At 56.3% G+C, this 16,221-nt stretch carries 15 protein-coding genes; 14 read left to right on the plus strand and 1 reads right to left on the minus strand.

From position 1 onward, the window contains the following. Nucleotides 1-194: 194 nt before the first annotated feature. From QWY83_RS04560 to QWY83_RS04625, 14 genes are all read left to right on the plus strand, one after another. Nucleotides 195-584 (plus strand): DUF5333 domain-containing protein, encoded by a 390-nt coding sequence (locus QWY83_RS04560; protein ID WP_249946397.1) that lies wholly within the window; start codon nucleotides 195-197, stop codon nucleotides 582-584. A gap of 341 nt (nucleotides 585-925) precedes the next feature. Next, on the plus strand, nucleotides 926-2,947 hold the full coding sequence (gene nuoG / locus QWY83_RS04565; protein WP_249946396.1) for an NADH-quinone oxidoreductase subunit NuoG: 2,022 nt from the start codon (nucleotides 926-928) through the stop codon (nucleotides 2,945-2,947). A gap of 39 nt (nucleotides 2,948-2,986) precedes the next feature. Further along, nucleotides 2,987-3,343: a YNQ4 family lipoprotein gene (locus QWY83_RS04570; RefSeq protein ID WP_249946560.1), complete on the plus strand. Its 357-nt coding sequence runs from the start codon at nucleotides 2,987-2,989 to the stop codon at nucleotides 3,341-3,343. Between the two features lie 10 nt (nucleotides 3,344-3,353). Continuing rightward, entirely contained in the window at nucleotides 3,354-4,391 is a 1,038-nt protein-coding gene (nuoH, locus tag QWY83_RS04575; protein WP_105235384.1) for an NADH-quinone oxidoreductase subunit NuoH, read from the plus strand. A gap of 3 nt (nucleotides 4,392-4,394) precedes the next feature. Then, the gene (gene nuoI / locus QWY83_RS04580; protein ID WP_067549194.1) at nucleotides 4,395-4,889 is read left to right on the plus strand and encodes an NADH-quinone oxidoreductase subunit NuoI; all 495 of its coding nucleotides are present in this window, start codon (nucleotides 4,395-4,397) and stop codon (nucleotides 4,887-4,889) included. Beyond that, entirely contained in the window at nucleotides 4,886-5,299 is a 414-nt protein-coding gene (locus QWY83_RS04585; RefSeq protein ID WP_067549191.1) for a carboxymuconolactone decarboxylase family protein, read from the plus strand. Before nuoI ends, QWY83_RS04585 begins: the two co-directional genes overlap by 4 nt. Continuing rightward, nucleotides 5,296-5,901, plus strand: a complete 606-nt coding sequence (locus QWY83_RS04590) for an NADH-quinone oxidoreductase subunit J (RefSeq protein ID WP_067549188.1) — start codon at nucleotides 5,296-5,298, stop codon at nucleotides 5,899-5,901. Before QWY83_RS04585 ends, QWY83_RS04590 begins: the two co-directional genes overlap by 4 nt. A 40-nt stretch (nucleotides 5,902-5,941) precedes the next feature. After that, nucleotides 5,942-6,247, plus strand: a complete 306-nt coding sequence (nuoK, locus tag QWY83_RS04595; protein ID WP_067549185.1) for an NADH-quinone oxidoreductase subunit NuoK — start codon at nucleotides 5,942-5,944, stop codon at nucleotides 6,245-6,247. 6 nt (nucleotides 6,248-6,253) lie between these two features. Continuing rightward, on the plus strand, nucleotides 6,254-8,374 hold the full coding sequence (nuoL, locus tag QWY83_RS04600) for an NADH-quinone oxidoreductase subunit L (RefSeq protein WP_249946395.1): 2,121 nt from the start codon (nucleotides 6,254-6,256) through the stop codon (nucleotides 8,372-8,374). Then, nucleotides 8,374-9,927 carry an NADH-quinone oxidoreductase subunit M gene (locus QWY83_RS04605; RefSeq protein WP_249946394.1) on the plus strand — a complete coding sequence of 518 codons (1,554 nt, stop codon included), beginning with the start codon at nucleotides 8,374-8,376 and terminating at the stop codon, nucleotides 9,925-9,927. Before nuoL ends, QWY83_RS04605 begins: the two co-directional genes overlap by 1 nt. Nucleotides 9,928-9,939: 12 nt before the next feature. Beyond that, nucleotides 9,940-11,376 carry an NADH-quinone oxidoreductase subunit NuoN gene (nuoN, locus tag QWY83_RS04610; protein ID WP_249946393.1) on the plus strand — a complete coding sequence of 479 codons (1,437 nt, stop codon included), beginning with the start codon at nucleotides 9,940-9,942 and terminating at the stop codon, nucleotides 11,374-11,376. Further along, nucleotides 11,366-12,127 (plus strand): biotin--[acetyl-CoA-carboxylase] ligase, encoded by a 762-nt coding sequence (locus QWY83_RS04615; protein ID WP_290245536.1) that lies wholly within the window; start codon nucleotides 11,366-11,368, stop codon nucleotides 12,125-12,127. Before nuoN ends, QWY83_RS04615 begins: the two co-directional genes overlap by 11 nt. A gap of 12 nt (nucleotides 12,128-12,139) precedes the next feature. Next, entirely contained in the window at nucleotides 12,140-12,913 is a 774-nt protein-coding gene (locus QWY83_RS04620) for a type III pantothenate kinase (RefSeq protein ID WP_249946392.1), read from the plus strand. Beyond that, nucleotides 12,910-14,577: a ribonuclease J gene (locus tag QWY83_RS04625; protein ID WP_249946391.1), complete on the plus strand. Its 1,668-nt coding sequence runs from the start codon at nucleotides 12,910-12,912 to the stop codon at nucleotides 14,575-14,577. The genes QWY83_RS04620 and QWY83_RS04625 overlap by 4 nt, the downstream gene beginning before the upstream one ends. A 53-nt stretch (nucleotides 14,578-14,630) precedes the next feature. Here the strand turns inward: QWY83_RS04625 and QWY83_RS04630 are convergent, their stop codons facing one another. Continuing rightward, complete coding sequence (locus tag QWY83_RS04630) at nucleotides 14,631-16,115, minus strand: DEAD/DEAH box helicase (RefSeq protein ID WP_249946390.1); 1,485 nt, start codon at nucleotides 16,113-16,115, stop codon at nucleotides 14,631-14,633. Nucleotides 16,116-16,221 lie beyond the last annotated feature (106 nt).

Here is a 16,221-nt window from a genome sequence, read left to right on the forward strand (position 1 = left end):
CGACGGTCGCAGCTCCTCCACCTGTTGAAGGTGGGATTTAATCAGTGCGACTGAATTTCCTTCACGCTCGTGGTTAACGGCGAAAACTGACCGAAAAACCTAATAACGCGCCGTTGCTATTGAATAGCAGCGGCGTAAGTCTTTTGTATCCGACCATGATCCCGACTGATCTGCACCGGAAGATTGGATATTAGATGCGTTACCTCTTGCCGTTCACCTTTATGCTAATGGCGACCCAAGCCTCGGCTTTGCCCCCACTCAAGGATGTTGCGGAAATTCGTGACGGGATTATCGCAGCAGGCATGGCGATTGAGATCGGCGATAAATGCGACAGCATTTCTGTTCGCATGTTGCGCGGGGCGCTCTTTCTCAACAGCCTAAAGTCGCGAGCCGAGGACCTTGGGTATTCGCGGGCCGAAATTGATGCCTATGTCGATGATAGGGTCGAGAAGGCGCGGCTCGAAGGGATCGCACGGGCGCAACTGGCGGATCTGGGTGCAGTGACAGGGCAGGGGGACACGTACTGCACCGTTGGGCGGTCCGAAATGGAAGCGCAAACCGCCGTTGGCCGACTGTTGCGTTGATTCTATGTTCAAATCAGAGTGCTGCGGGGACTGCGGCGTACCCCTCTATAAAACCGACGTGGATTGCCCCGTTTGTGCAGTAAGAAGCACCGCACAGGCCCCAGCCCCCTTTTTCATAGCGGTTTTCGTTGTTTTGATCGCAATTTTTGCCGCGGTGCCGATCTTTGCCGCGATGCTGCTGATCTAAAAGAAATCGGCAAAACCTGAAATTTACCTCAGTTTTGGTGACGTTCGCGCTGGCATAGCGCGGCAAGCCGCGTTAGAACCGCCGCGACTGTATGCATCTGCGTGCGTGCCATGCGGAGCTTTGGGTCGTAGCGACAAGAACCAAAAGGCTGGCCATGTCCGATCTTAAGAAAATCATCATCGACGGGATTGAGGTAGAAGTGCCCGGTGCCATGACCCTGATTCAAGCCTGTGAAGAGGCTGGGGTTGAAGTTCCGCGTTTCTGCTATCACGAGCGTTTGTCCATCGCGGGCAACTGCCGCATGTGCCTCGTTGAGGTGGTCGGCGGCCCGCCGAAACCTGCGGCCTCCTGTGCGATGCAGGTCAAAGACTTGCGCCCTGGCCCTGAGGGTCAGCCGCCTGTTGTGAAAACCAACAGCCCAATGGTTAAAAAGGCGCGTGAAGGCGTGATGGAGTTTCTCCTGATCAACCACCCGCTGGATTGCCCGATCTGTGACCAAGGTGGCGAATGCGACCTTCAGGATCAGGCAATGGCTTACGGCGTCGACTTCTCGCGCTACCGCGAACCGAAACGTGCGTCGGACGACCTGAACCTCGGCCCGCTCGTTGAAACCCACATGACCCGTTGTATTTCGTGCACCCGCTGTGTGCGCTTTACGACTGAGGTCGCTGGCATCACCCAGATGGGCCAAACTGGCCGTGGCGAAGATGCAGAGATTACATCTTACCTGAACCAGACACTCGATTCGAACATGCAGGGCAACATCGTTGACCTCTGCCCAGTTGGTGCTCTGGTTTCCAAACCTTACTCGTTCACCGCGCGTCCGTGGGAACTGACCAAGACCGAAACCATCGACGTGATGGATGCGCTTGGTTCGAACATCCGCGTTGATACTAAAGGCCGCAAGGTCATGCGTATCCTGCCGCGCAACCATGACGGCGTGAACGAAGAGTGGATTTCGGATAAGTCGCGTTACGTTTGGGACGGCCTGAGCCGCCAGCGTCTCGATACTCCTTATATCCGTGAAAACGGCAAGTTGCGCAAAGCGGTCTGGGACGAAGCTCTGACCGCTGTTGCTGCAGCGATGAAGGGCAAGAAAGTCGCTGGTCTGATTGGTGATCTTGCGAACGTCGAATCCGCATTCAGCCTCAAAACCCTGATCGAAGGTCTGGGCGGCAAGGTTGAGGCGCGTACCGACAAGGCGCGTCTGCCTGCTGGTAACCGTTCCGCTTATGTTGGCACCGCGCTGATCGAAGACATCGATCATGCTGACAACATTTTCATGATCGGCACCAACCCGCGTGTTGAAGCGCCAGTTCTGAACTCTCGTATCCGCAAAGCGTGGCTGCGTGGTGCAACTGTTGGTCTGGTCGGTGAAGCTGTCGATCTGACCTATGATTACACCCACGTTGGCACCGACCGCGCAGCGCTTGAGCAGCTGTTGGCGATGGATCACTCTGACAAACAAGGCACCAATGGTGTCATCATCGTTGGTCAGGGCGCATTGAACGAAGCTGACGGCGAGGCTGTTCTGGCTGCCGCACAATCGCTTGCTGAAAAGGGCGGTGCTAAACTTCTCGTTCTGCACACTGCTGCGGCTCGTGTTGGTGCGCTGGACGTAAACGCTGTTACCGAAGGTGGCCTTGAGGCTGCTCTTGATGGTGCGGAAGTTGTTTACAACCTTGGCGCCGACGAAGTTGAGATCGGTGACGGTGCATTCGTGATCTACCAAGGTTCGCATGGCGACCGTGGTGCACACCGCGCCGACATCATCCTGCCGGGTGCAGCTTACACAGAAGAAAACGGTCTCTTTGTGAACACCGAAGGTCGTCCGCAGCTCGCAATGCGCGCAGCGTTTGCACCAGGTGAAGCAAAAGAAAACTGGGCGATCCTGCGTGCGCTGTCCGCAGAGCTGGGCGCAACCCTTCCGTGGGATTCGCTGGCTCAACTGCGTCAGGCGCTGGTCGCTGCGGTTCCGCATCTGGCTGACATCGACGTTGTTGCCGAGAACACTTGGACTGCGCTGCCTGTAACTAAGCTGGGCAAAGCAACCTTCCGCAACGCGGTCAAAGATTTCTACCTGACCAACCCGATTGCTCGGTCGTCTGCACTGATGGCTGAACTCTCGGCAGCGGCCAAGGCACGCGCCGAATCGACCAAGGTCGCGGCGGAGTAAAAAAACATGAGAGCCATCGTCATATCGGCGTTGGCTCTGATGGGGTGCACCGCATCCCACGACACCGGAGCAGGGCAGGGACCATTGGTCCCAACTTACAAAGGTGTAGAAACACGGCTCTTAGATGGCGACCTTGTTGGTTTTAAGGTTGCAATGACAGGGGCAAGGGGGCCAGAGGACGTAGAACGCTACGCTCGATGCGCCGCCGCACAATACACGCTGATCCGTGGATACGGGTTTGCACGACACGTTCGCACTCTAGTCGATGAAGAGGCTGGAACTTGGGTCGCGGATGCTGTTTACACCATCTCGCCGGCGCTACCGCGCGGGTTAAGAACAATAGACGCCGAAGTTACGGTGGCCGATTGCGGCGCATCGGGCATACCGACGGTGTAAGGGGACGAATATGGTTGAATTTTTCACCACGACCAACCTTGGGATCCTTCTGCTGACAGTGGGTCAGTGCCTTTTGGTTCTGGTACCGCTTCTGGTGGCTTTGGCCTTCCTGATGTATGCCGACCGTAAGGTCTGGGCTGCGGTGCAGATGCGTAAGGGCCCGAACATCGTAGGTGTGTTTGGTCTGCTGCAATCCTTTGCGGACTTTATCAAATATATCGTGAAGGAAATTGTCGTGCCTGCTGGCGCTGACAAATTCGTCTTCTTCCTCGCGCCACTGATTTCGTTCGTGATGGCCGTGATCGCGTGGGCGGTTATCCCGTTCAACGACGGTTGGGTCCTCGCTGACATCAACGTCGCGATCCTCTACGTCTTTGCGATCTCGTCGCTCGAAGTTTACGGCGTGATCATGGGCGGTTGGGCATCGAACTCCAAATACCCGTTCCTCGGTTCGCTTCGCTCTGCCGCGCAGATGATCTCTTATGAGGTGTCGATCGGCCTGATCATCATCGGTGTGATTATCTCGACCGGTTCGATGAACTTTGGCGACATCGTTCGTGCCCAAGACGGCTACGGCATCCTGTCGTGGTACTTCATCCCACACTTCCCGATGCTGTTCCTCTTCTTTATCTCGGCATTGGCTGAAACCAACCGTCCGCCGTTCGACCTTCCTGAGGCTGAATCGGAACTGGTTGCTGGTTATCAAGTTGAATACTCTTCGACCCCGTTCCTTCTGTTCATGATCGGTGAATTGACCGCGGTCGTGCTGATGTGTGCGCTGGTGTCGCTGTTGTTCCTTGGCGGCTGGTTGTCGCCGGTAGAATTCCTGCCCGATGGCATCCTCTGGATGGTCGCTAAAATGGTGTTCTGCTTCTTCATTTTCGCGATGGTTAAGGCCATCACCCCTCGTTACCGTTACGACCAACTGATGCGTTTGGGCTGGAAAGTGTTCCTGCCGATGTCTCTGGCTTGGGTCGTTCTGGTGTCGTTCCTCGCTAAATTCGAAGTCCTCGGTGGGTTCTGGGCCCGCTGGGTGATTGGAGGCTAATCCATGACGCAGATCGATTACGGCCGCGCGGCCAAATATTTCCTGCTCGCTGACTTCATCAAAGGCTTCCGTCTCGGGTTCAAATACTTCTTCGCGCCCAAGGCGACGTTGAACTACCCGCACGAAAAAGGCCCGCTGTCCCCGCGTTTCCGTGGTGAACACGCGCTGCGTCGTTATCCCAACGGCGAAGAGCGTTGCATCGCATGTAAACTCTGCGAAGCGATTTGCCCGGCTCAGGCGATCACCATTGATGCGGAACCCCGCGAAGATGGCTCGCGCCGCACAACGCGCTACGACATCGACATGACCAAATGCATCTACTGCGGCTTCTGCCAAGAGGCCTGCCCAGTTGACGCAATCGTCGAAGGTCCGAACTTTGAATTCTCGACTGAAACCCGCGAAGAGCTGTTCTATGACAAGGCAAAACTCCTGTCGAACGGCGACCGTTGGGAAGCTGAGATTGCGCGTAACCTCGAAATGGATGCGCCGTACCGATGACCTCTGGATCTAACCCTTTTGAAGCCATGATGAAGGCTGGGCAGGATTGGGCAAAATCGCTCAATCCCGCGCTGGAATCGTTCATGCCCAAAGGGTTTGAAACCATGTGGCCCACCATGTCCGCAGACATGATGGAAGCAACTATGGGCAAGACCTTTAATCCTGAAGGTCTGGATGCCAAAACCCGTCTGCTTTTGACCCTGACCGGATTGACGATCATGGGCGCTCAAGCCGACGCACAGATCCGCCTGACTGTCCGCCACGCGCGCGAGGCAGGGGCCACCAAACAGGAGATCGCCGAGACCATTGCACAATCCGCAATGTTCGGAGGCGTTCCCGCAATGACCAAAGCCATGACACTCGCGAATGAGGTCATGGAAGAGGACGCTAAAAAGGACCGGGACGAATGAGTGTAGCCGCTATCGCCTTTTATTGTTTTGCGCTGACCACCGTTGCGGGCGGCCTGTTCACAGTCGTGAGCCGGAACCCCGTCCATTCGGTTCTCTGGCTGATCTTGTCGTTCCTCTCTTCGGCGGGGCTCTTTGTTCTGCTGGGCGCGGAATTCATTGCAATGCTCTTGATGATCGTTTACGTCGGCGCGGTCGCGGTTCTGTTCCTCTTTGTGGTCATGATGCTCGACATCGACTTTGCTGAGTTGAAGGCTGAGATGGCGAAATACATGCCGCTCGCGCTTCTCATCGGTGTGATCATCCTCCTGCAGCTTGCGATGGCTTACGGGTCGTGGGCGTATTCGGACGGTTTCGAAACCCGTCTGGCCGCACCGCAGGGCGATATGCAAAACACCGCCGCGCTGGGTCTTTTGGTTTACGACAAATATATCATGCTTTTCCAACTGGCAGGTCTGATCCTGCTGGTCGCGATGATCGGGGCCATCGTGCTGACCCTGCGCCACCGCCAAAACATCAAACGTCAAGACGTTCTTGCCCAGCTTTACCGTGATCCGGCCAAAGCGATGGAGCTGAAAGACATCAAACCGGGGCAGGGGCTGTAATGCCAAAATTCGCGAAAAACAAAAGCGAGGGACGGAAGAAATGATCGGAATTGAACACTATCTCACAGTTGCTGCGGCACTGTTCGTCATCGGGATTTTCGGGCTGTTCTTGAACCGCAAGAACATCATCATCCTGCTGATGTCGATCGAATTGATCCTTTTGTCGGTCAATATTAACTTCGTCGCTTTCTCGTCCTTCCTGAACGATCTGGTTGGCCAGGTGTTCACTCTCTTCGTGCTGACGGTTGCTGCTGCTGAAGCGGCGATTGGCCTCGCGATCCTCGTCTGTTTCTTCCGCAACCGCGGGACCATCGACGTTGAAGACGTCAACGTGATGAAAGGCTGATCCGACATGGAAAAGTTTATCCTTCTTGCCCCCTTTGTCGGGTCGCTTATCGCGGGTTTCGGCTGGCGCTTTATCGGTGAAAAGGGCGCTCAGTGGCTGACCACTGGCATCCTGTTCCTCTGTGCTGCGCTGAGCTGGGTTCTGTTCCTGAATTTTGACGGCCAAGCCTACACGATCCACCTGCTGGACTGGATCAACTCTGGTACGCTGAACACCGATTGGGCGATCCGTATCGACCGTCTGACCGTGATCATGCTCATCGTGGTGAACACCGTGTCGTCACTCGTGCACCTCTATTCCATGGGCTACATGGCGCATGACGAAAACTGGGGTCATCACGAACACTATAAGGCACGTTTCTTTGCCTATCTGTCGTTCTTTACCTTCGCCATGCTCATGCTGGTTACCTCTGACAACCTCGTTCAGATGTTCTTTGGCTGGGAAGGCGTGGGCGTCGCATCCTACTTGCTGATCGGTTTCTACTACAAAAAACCGTCGGCAAACGCTGCTGCGATGAAAGCTTTCGTTGTGAACCGCGTTGGTGACTTTGGTTTCGCACTCGGTATCTTCGGTCTCTACATGCTGACCGACAGCATCCAGTTCGACGTCATCTTTGATAATGCGCCGCATCTGGCTGAAACCCAGCTTCACTTCCTGTGGAGCGATTGGAACGCGGCGAACCTGCTGGCCTTCCTGCTCTTTGTTGGTGCGATGGGTAAATCGGCTCAGCTGATCCTGCACACATGGCTGCCTGACGCGATGGAAGGCCCGACACCTGTGTCGGCTCTGATCCACGCCGCAACCATGGTGACCGCAGGCGTATTCCTCGTCTGCCGCATGTCGCCGCTGTTCGAATATGCACCGGAAACCAAATCGTTCATCATGTACTTGGGCGCTGCGACCGCATTCTTTGCGGCAACTGTTGGCCTCGTTCAGAACGACATCAAACGCGTGATCGCATACTCGACCTGTTCGCAGCTGGGCTACATGTTCGTTGCGGCTGGCGCGGGTATCTACGGCGCTGCGATGTTCCACCTGTTCACACACGCTTTCTTTAAAGCGATGTTGTTCCTCGGCGCTGGTTCGGTCATCCACGCGATGCACCACGAACAGGACATGCGGAACTACGGTAACCTGCGTAAAAAAATCCCGTTCACCTTCTGGGCGATGATGATTGGTACGCTGGCTATTACCGGTGTTGGTATCCCGCTGACCTACTACGGTTTCGCTGGCTTCCTGTCCAAAGATGCGATCATCGAGAGTGCTTATGCTTCGGGTAACGGTTTTGCCTTCTGGGCACTTGTCATCGCGGCTCTGTTCACCTCGTTCTACTCGTGGCGCCTCATGTTCATGACCTTCTACGGTAAAGAACGTGGCGATCATCACGCTCATGAACACGCACACGAAAGCCCGCTGGTTATGCTGGTGCCGCTTGGTGTACTTGCTATGGGCGCGATCTTTGCGGGTATGATCTGGCTGAAGCCGTTCTTCGGCGATCACGACAAAATGACCGAATTCTTCGGTATGCCACACCATGTTGCTGCTACCGAAGAGGGCGCTGCTGCCGATCACGCTGCACCCGCTGAGGAACATGCCGCGACTGACGCGGCCCACGGTGAAGTGGCTGCAGATGCGTCTCACGCTGCAATGGCGGCAGAGCATCACGGTGCAGAGCGTGGCGCGATCTACATGTCGGACGCTTCGAACGAAGTTCTCGACGCTGCGCACCACTCGCCAGTCTGGGTCAAGGTTAGCCCGTTCATCGCGATGCTAATCGGTTTCTTCACCGCTTGGGTGATGTATATCCGCAAGCCGCACCTGCCGGCACAGCTGGCAGCGAACCAGGCTCCGCTCTACAACTTCTTGCTCAACAAATGGTACTTCGACGAGCTGTATGACTTCGTCTTTGTCCAGCCTGCTAAGGCCATCGGTCGCTTCTTCTGGAAACGCGGTGACGAGCAAACAATCGACGGCGGGATCAACGGTCTGGCGATGGGTATCGTGCCCTTCCTGACCAAACTCGCGGGCCGCGCCCAGTCCGGTTACGTCTTTACTTACGCCTTCGCGATGGTTCTGGGCATCGCGGTCATTCTGACCTGGGTGACGCTCACCGGGGGATCGCACTAATGGAAAATCTTCTTTCGATCGTAACCTTCATCCCGCTCTTGGCCGCGGCCATTTTGGCCCTGTTCCTGCGTGGTGACGATGAAGGCGCCCGTAAGAACGCCAAATGGGTGGCAATGATTGCGACCGTTGCGACCTTCCTCGTGTCGCTGTTCATTCTGGCTGGTTTCGATCCGTCGAACACTGGAATGCAGTTCGTCGAAGACCGCGAGTGGCTCTTTGGTCTGCACTATAAGATGGGCGTAGACGGCATTTCGCTTCTGTTTGTGATGCTCTCGACCTTCCTCATGCCGTTGGTGATCTGGTCGGCATGGGACGTGACGCACCGCACCAAAGAATACATGATTGCGTTCCTGATGTTGGAAACGCTGATGCTCGGCGTGTTCATGGCGCTGGATCTGGTCCTGTTCTACGTATTCTTCGAAGCAGGCCTGATCCCGATGTTCCTCATCATCGGTATCTGGGGTGGTAAGAACCGCATCTACGCGTCGTTCAAATTCTTCCTCTACACCTTCCTCGGCTCGGTGCTTATGCTGGTGGCGATGGTTGCGATGTATGCAGACGCGGGCACCATGGATATCCCGACCTTGATGACCCACGAATTCTCGACCGCTGGCTTCTCGGTGCTCGGTATTCAGGTGGTTGGCGGTCTGCAGACCATGCTCTTCCTCGCGTTCTTTGCATCTTTCGCGGTGAAAATGCCGATGTGGCCTGTTCACACTTGGTTGCCTGACGCACACGTTCAAGCACCGACCGCTGGTTCGGTTGTTCTGGCAGCGATCCTGTTGAAGATGGGCGGCTACGGCTTCCTGCGCTTCTCGCTCCCGATGTTCCCAGTTGGCTCTGCTGTGATGGGTGATCTGGTACTTTGGATGTCGGCTATTGCGATCGTTTACACCTCGCTCGTCGCGCTGGTCCAAGAGGACATGAAAAAGCTGATCGCTTATTCGTCGGTTGCACACATGGGCTACGTGACAATGGGTATCTTCGCGATGAACCAGCAGGGTATCGACGGTGCGATCTTCCAGATGATCAGCCACGGCTTTATCTCTGGCGCGCTCTTCCTCTGTGTTGGCGTGATCTACGACCGCATGCACACTCGTGACATCGACGCATACGGTGGCCTCGTAAACCGTATGCCGGCTTACGCGCTGTTGTTCATGTTCTTCACGATGGCGAACGTTGGTCTGCCGGGTACCTCGGGCTTTGTCGGCGAATTCCTGACGCTCATGGGTATCTTCCAGGTGAACACTTGGGTGGCTGCTGTTGCGGCGCTCGGCGTGATCTTCTCGGCAGCTTATGCGCTGTGGCTCTACCGCCGCGTCGTTATGGGTGAGCTGATCAAGGAAAGCCTCAAATCCATCACCGACATGACTGGCCGTGAAAAGATGATCTTTGCACCGCTCGTCATCATGACCTTGCTCTTGGGTATCTACCCGAGCCTCGTGACCGACCTTATCGGGCCGAGCGTTGAAGCACTGGTTCACCACGTCCACACCGCCATCGAGGCGAGCGACCTGACCGTCGCCGCTGTGGCCGAAGTCGCTGCACACTAAGGAGCCGGACAAATGATCTCGAGCGATATCCAAATCGTCCTTCCGGAAATCATACTCGCGCTTTTTGCGATGGGTGCGCTGCTCGGTGCAGTCTACACTGGCAAAGATAAAACCGCGTCTTTCCTGACATGGCTCACCGCTGGTGTGTTCCTTGTGCTCGGCGCATGGATCGGTCTGAACGGGCAGGGCACACAAGAAGCGTTTGGTGGAATGTTCATCGACGACAGCTTCTCGCGCTTTGCCAAGGTTGTGATCCTGTTCTCGGCGGCTGCGGTTCTGATCGTCAGCATCGACTACATGGCGAAACGCGATCTTCTGCGTTTTGAATATCCGATCCTCGTTGCCCTCGCGACTGTGGGTATGATGGTCATGGTTTCGGCTGGCGACCTGATGGCTCTCTATATGGGCCTCGAACTGCAATCGCTCGCTCTCTACGTTGTGGCTTCGCTGCGTCGTGACAGCGCGAAATCGACCGAAGCTGGTCTGAAGTACTTTGTTCTCGGCGCTCTGTCCTCTGGTCTGCTGCTCTACGGTGCATCGCTGACCTACGGCTTTGCTGGCACCACACTGTTCTCGGGCATCCTGACCGCTGTTGGTCACGACGTCTCCATCGGCTTGCTGTTCGGCATGGTCTTCATGATGTCGGGCTTCGCGTTCAAGGTTTCGGCAGCACCGTTCCACATGTGGACCCCTGACGTTTACGAAGGTTCGCCAACCCCAGTGACCGCGTTCTTTGCGACCGCCCCCAAGGTCGCTGCGATGGGCCTCTTCGCTCGTGTTGTCTATGACGCCTTCGGTGGTGTTGTTGGCGACTGGCAGCAGATTGTGATGATGCTCTCGATCCTGTCGATGTTCGTTGGCGCAATCGCCGCAATCGGTCAGACCAACATCAAGCGTCTGATGGCGTACTCGTCGATCGCTCACATGGGCTTTGCCCTGATGGGTCTGGCTGCTGGCACCGCGATGGGTGTTGAAGCCATGCTGGTCTATATGTCGATCTACGTGACCATGAACATCGGTACATTCGCCTTTATCCTGTCGATGGAAAAAGACGGTAAACCAGTCACCGAGATCAAAGCTCTGTCGATGTATTCGAAAAAAGAGCCGCTCAAGGCGCTGGCGCTGCTGGTCCTTATGTTCTCGCTCGCTGGCGTTCCGCCGATGCTCGGTTTCATGGGTAAGCTGGCTGTATTCCGTGCAGCGCTTGAGGCTGACCTAGTATGGCTCGCTGTGGCCGCTGGTATCGCGTCGGTGATCGGTGCGTTCTACTACCTGCGCGTCGTTTACTACATGTACTTCGGCGAAGACTCTGATGCTCTCGATGGTACGATGTCTCCTGTCGCATGGGGCATGCTGGTGGCGTCCGCTGTGATCATGCTGGTTGGTATCGTGAACCTCTTTGGTATCGTGCCGATGGCAGCTGAGGCGGCGCAGGCGCTTGTCAACTGATCTAAACGCAGGGCCACGTTGGCCCACGGGCGTTGACCTTGTCGTCTTGGACGAGGTTGATAGCACAATGACCGAGGCTGCCTTAAGGGCGGCCTCGATCCGTGTTCCGACATGGATTATGGCCAAACGCCAAACCGCAGGGCGGGGACGGCGTGGGAAGCAATGGGTCGATCCACGCGGGAACCTCGCTGCGACGCTGGTTTATAAACCCCAAGCCTCACCACAGGATGCAGCGCTTCGGTCGTTCCTCGCCGCTGTTGCCTTGTTCGAAACGCTGGCCTTCTGGGTGCCCCGTGAACGGCTTTCTCTGAAATGGCCGAACGATGTTTTGCTCGACGGGGGCAAGGTGGCGGGTATTTTGCTTGAAAGCAGCGGGACGGCGGAGAGTGTGAATTGGTTGTCGATTGGCGTAGGTGTGAACCTCGCTACGGTCCCTCAAGGGGTTGAAGGAGCAGCATTCCCACCCATGAGCGTTTCGTCCGTGGCAGGCCATGTGATCAGGCCAAAGGATTTCCTGAGCCTCCTCGCGACGAATTTCATCACCCAAGAAAACAAACTGACTTATTTCGGGTTCGAACGCATTCGTGCGGATTGGCTCCGCAATGCGGCGCGGCTGGGGGAAACGATCACAGCCCGCACCGCCCAAGAGACTTTGACAGGTATCTTTGATACCATCGACCGCGACGGCAATTTGGTTCTGATCACAGGGCGCGGCCCTGTTACGATCAGCGCCGCCGACGTGCATTTCTAAAGGGGGCAGGCCATGCTTTTGTGCATCGACTGTGGCAACACAAACACCGTGTTTTCTGTCTGGGATGGGCAGGACTTTATCGCGACGTGGCGGACCTCGACCGAACACCAGCGCACGGCTGACCAGTATTTCGTCTGGCTCTCGACGCTGATGGCGCACCAGAAGATCAACGTTGAAATCGACGAAGTTATCATTTCTTCCACGGTGCCACGTGTGGTGTTTAACCTGCGCGTTCTGGCGGATCGTTATTTCAACTGTCGCCCGCTCGTTGTTGGCAAACCTGAGTGCGCTCTCCCGCAGCAACCGCGTGTGGATGCGGGCACCACCGTCGGGCCCGACCGTCTGGTGAACTCTGCAGGTGCGTTTTCGCGGCACGGTGGCAACCTGATTGTCGTCGATTTTGGCACCGCGACCACCTTTGACGTTGTGGCAGATGATGGCGCCTATGTGGGTGGCGTCATCGCCCCCGGTGTGAACCTCAGCCTAGAGGCGCTGCACCGTGCAGCTGCGGCCTTGCCTCACGTCGATATCAGCCGTCCTCAAACGGTGATCGGCACCAATACCGTTGCTTGTATGCAATCGGGCGTGTTCTGGGGCTATGTTGGCCTCATCAAAGAAATCTGCGCGCGCATCCGCGATGAATATGATGCGCCGATGAAAATCATCGGGACAGGCGGGCTCGCTCGTCTTTTTGAACAGGTCGATAACCTCTTCGATGTGATCGAGGATGACCTGACCATGCACGGTCTGACCGTGATCAATGATTACAATAAGGAAACTACATGAGCAGTGAACGACTGATTTACCTGCCGCTCGGCGGCGCGGGCGAGATCGGCATGAACGCCTATGTCTATGGATATGGCGCACCAGATAAGGAACGTCTGATCGTTGTTGATCTCGGTGTGACCTTCCCCGATATGGACGGGAGCCCCGGTGTCGACCTGATTTTCCCTGATATCACGTGGCTCGAAGAGCGTAAGGATCAGATCGAAGGGATCTTTATCACCCACGCGCACGAGGACCACGTGGGGGCTGTTGGCCTCTTGTGGGAACGCCTCGGAGCGCCGATCTATGCGCGGACCTTCACTGCGAATATCGCGACCCGCAAGCTGTCCGAGAAACACCTGCCCGAAGGCATCGTGCGCACCGTTGGCGCCTATCCTGCGGTCACGAAATGCGGCCCGTTTACCGTGTCGGTCGTGCCTATGAGCCACTCCATCCCAGAGAGCGGTGGTCTGTTGATAGAAACCCCGACCGAGCGTGTGTTCCACTCGGGCGACTTTAAGATCGACAAAACGCCAGTCGTTGGTGAACCCTTTGATGAGGACATGCTGTCTGAGATCGCGAAGGGCGGGATCAAAGCGCTCGTGTGCGATTCCACCAATGTCTTTTCCGAACACGCAGGGCGGAGCGAGGCGGAACTCGCTAAACCGCTGCAAGCGCTGATCGAAGAACAAAAAGGCATGGTCATCGCGACTACCTTTGCGTCGAACATCGCACGTTTGAAAACGCTAGCCGTTGCCGCGCAGAATGCGGGTCGTTCGATCTGTCTCTTGGGCCGTGCGATGCGTCGGATGGTCGAGGCCGGGATCGAGACGGGTATTCTGTCGGACTTCCCATCGGTCATTTCGCCCGAAGATGCGGCGAGCATCCCGCGTGAAAACGTCATGCTGCTCGTCACAGGGTCCCAAGGTGAACGCCGCGCGGCCTCTGCCCAATTGTCCCAAGGTAAATACCTCGGCCTGTCGCTCAAAGAGGGCGATACGTTCATCTTTTCGTCCAAGACCATTCCTGGCAACGAACGTGGTGTGATCCGCATCATGAACGCGCTGTCGGAAAAGGGTGTTGAGGTGATTGATGACCGTGGTGGCCTCTACCACGTGTCTGGTCACGCGAACCGTCCTGACCTGAAAAAACTGCATCAGATCATGCAGCCACAAATGCTGATCCCAATGCATGGCGAACATCGCCACCTGCGCGAACATGTAAAACTGGGTGCAGAGAGCGGGATCACAGGTGTGATCGCGGTAAATGGTACGATGGTGAACCTGTCAGCCAATCGCCCAGAGGTGTGTGGTTATGTCGAAACGGGCCGCACCTACTTGGATGGTTCGGTGCAGATTGGTGCGCTGGATGGCATCGTGCGCGACCGTATCCGCATGGCGCTGAACGGTCATGTGACTGCGACACTGATCATCGACGAACATGATGAACCGCTGGGTGATCCGTGGTGCGAACTGATGGGGCTTCCTGAAATGGGCCGCAACAACGCGCCGCTCGTTGATGTTCTCGAAGAAGACCTGAGCCAGTACATCAACCGCGCCAATGACAAAACGCTGTTGGATGATGATGAATTGGAAACGCAGCTGCGCCGTATCATTCGGAATTCATGCCAGAACGAGATTGGCAAGAAGCCGGAAGTGACGATCATCATCAGCCGATTGAACTGATCGGCGAGAGATTAAAAAAGCCCGCGAAGAGTGATCTTCGCGGGCTTTTTTGTTTAGGCTTTGCGGCGCTCGTCAAAACTGAGCCGGATAAACGCGGGTGCATCATCGCCCATCCCGATCACGTGATCGTCGCGATCACGGCGGCGGTCACGACGTTGGCCACGATCACGATTGTTGTCGCGGTTGTTGTCGCGCTGCGGACGCTGTTCGCGCTCCATTGGCTTTTCAACGGCAGCGACTTCTTCGACCACCTCAGGGGTAGGGGCCTCAACGGCCTGTTCCTGCGGTTTTGCGTCCTCGTCTTTCTTGCGCGATCCACCACGGCGGTTGCGGCTGCGCTTTGGCTTGTCGTCAGACGCCTCAGGCTTATCTTCGGACGCTTCAACCTGGCCGAGCGGGTTTTCTAGAACAGGAATGTCCTTGCCCAAGAGCTTTTGAACGGCGTCGAAGTTCTTTTCGTCGCGCGGTTCGCAGATCATGATCGCCTTACCATCGCGGCCAGCACGACCTGTGCGGCCAATGCGGTGCACGTAGTCTTCTGGGTGGCCCGGCACGTCAAAGTTAAAGACGTGGGTCACAGAAGGCACGTCCAGACCACGGGCAGCCACATCAGAGGCCACCAAGATCTTAATCTTGCCTTCGCGGAAAGATTCGAGCGTAGAGTTCCGCTGGCTCTGGTCCAGATCGCCATGGATCGGGGCAGAGTCATAGCCGTATTTGCTCAGCGATTTGTGGCAGATATCAACGTCCGACTTGCGGTTACAGAAGATCACACCGTTCTGCAGCTTGTCGCCTTCGGCATCGATCAGGGCACGGAGAAGCTGACGTTTCTCGCTCGCTGCGCGGTCACGACGGGAGCCTTTGAAATGCACAACGTGCTGTTCAATACGCTCGGATGCGGTCGCCTGACGGGCCACCTCGACCTTGGCGGGGGTGTGCAGGAAGGTGTTTGTGATGCGCTCAATCTCGGGCGCCATAGTGGCCGAGAAGAACAACGTCTGACGGGTGAACGGCGTCAGGTTAAAGATGCGTTCAATGTCAGGGATAAAGCCCATGTCGAGCATACGGTCAGCTTCGTCGACAACCATGATCTGCACGCCCGTAAGCAGCAGTTTACCACGCTCAAAATGGTCAAGCAGTCGGCCGGGGGTGGCGATCAGAACGTCAACACCACGGTCGATTGCCGCGTCTTGGTCTTTGAACGACACGCCGCCGATCAGCAGGGCCTTTGTCAGTTTTGTATGCTTTGCGTAAACGTCAAAGTTCTCAGCCACCTGAGCCGCCAATTCGCGGGTCGGGCAAAGAACGAGCGACCGCGGCATACGTGCACGTGCGCGACCACGGCCCAGAAGGGTGATCATTGGCAGCGTGAAAGATGCGGTTTTCCCTGTGCCCGTTTGCGCAATGCCTAGAACATCGCGGCCTTCGAGGGCAGCGGGAATAGCGCCAGCCTGAATAGGGGTTGGGGTTTCGTAGCCGGCTTCGGCAATCGCCTTGAGAACCTTTGCATCAAGGTTCAGATCAGAGAATTTTGTCATATACGTCCATAGTCGCGGCCCGTCGGGGGCCGAAGGTTATGGGACGCAACATGCCAACGCGCCCCGCGTCAATAGTTCCCGCAAGCGGGCTGCGGCCTTCTATACC

Source organism: Marivivens donghaensis (assembly GCF_030410045.1).
GTDB lineage: Bacteria > Pseudomonadota > Alphaproteobacteria > Rhodobacterales > Rhodobacteraceae > Marivivens > Marivivens donghaensis.

What these genes read in the sequence shown, in the direction of transcription:
- QWY83_RS04560 (WP_249946397.1), top strand. Translation starts at nt 195, where the DNA reads ATGCGTTACCTCTTGCCGTTCACCTTTATGCTAATGGCGACCCAAGCC.
- nuoG (WP_249946396.1), top strand. Translation starts at nt 926, where the DNA reads ATGTCCGATCTTAAGAAAATCATCATCGACGGGATTGAGGTAGAAGTG.
- QWY83_RS04570 (WP_249946560.1), top strand. Translation starts at nt 2,987, where the DNA reads ATGGGGTGCACCGCATCCCACGACACCGGAGCAGGGCAGGGACCATTG.
- nuoH (WP_105235384.1), top strand. Translation starts at nt 3,354, where the DNA reads ATGGTTGAATTTTTCACCACGACCAACCTTGGGATCCTTCTGCTGACA.
- nuoI (WP_067549194.1), top strand. Translation starts at nt 4,395, where the DNA reads ATGACGCAGATCGATTACGGCCGCGCGGCCAAATATTTCCTGCTCGCT.
- QWY83_RS04585 (WP_067549191.1), top strand. Translation starts at nt 4,886, where the DNA reads ATGACCTCTGGATCTAACCCTTTTGAAGCCATGATGAAGGCTGGGCAG.
- QWY83_RS04590 (WP_067549188.1), top strand. Translation starts at nt 5,296, where the DNA reads ATGAGTGTAGCCGCTATCGCCTTTTATTGTTTTGCGCTGACCACCGTT.
- nuoK (WP_067549185.1), top strand. Translation starts at nt 5,942, where the DNA reads ATGATCGGAATTGAACACTATCTCACAGTTGCTGCGGCACTGTTCGTC.
- nuoL (WP_249946395.1), top strand. Translation starts at nt 6,254, where the DNA reads ATGGAAAAGTTTATCCTTCTTGCCCCCTTTGTCGGGTCGCTTATCGCG.
- QWY83_RS04605 (WP_249946394.1), top strand. Translation starts at nt 8,374, where the DNA reads ATGGAAAATCTTCTTTCGATCGTAACCTTCATCCCGCTCTTGGCCGCG.
- nuoN (WP_249946393.1), top strand. Translation starts at nt 9,940, where the DNA reads ATGATCTCGAGCGATATCCAAATCGTCCTTCCGGAAATCATACTCGCG.
- QWY83_RS04620 (WP_249946392.1), top strand. Translation starts at nt 12,140, where the DNA reads ATGCTTTTGTGCATCGACTGTGGCAACACAAACACCGTGTTTTCTGTC.
- QWY83_RS04625 (WP_249946391.1), top strand. Translation starts at nt 12,910, where the DNA reads ATGAGCAGTGAACGACTGATTTACCTGCCGCTCGGCGGCGCGGGCGAG.
- QWY83_RS04630 (WP_249946390.1), bottom strand. Translation starts at nt 16,115, where the DNA reads ATGACAAAATTCTCTGATCTGAACCTTGATGCAAAGGTTCTCAAGGCG.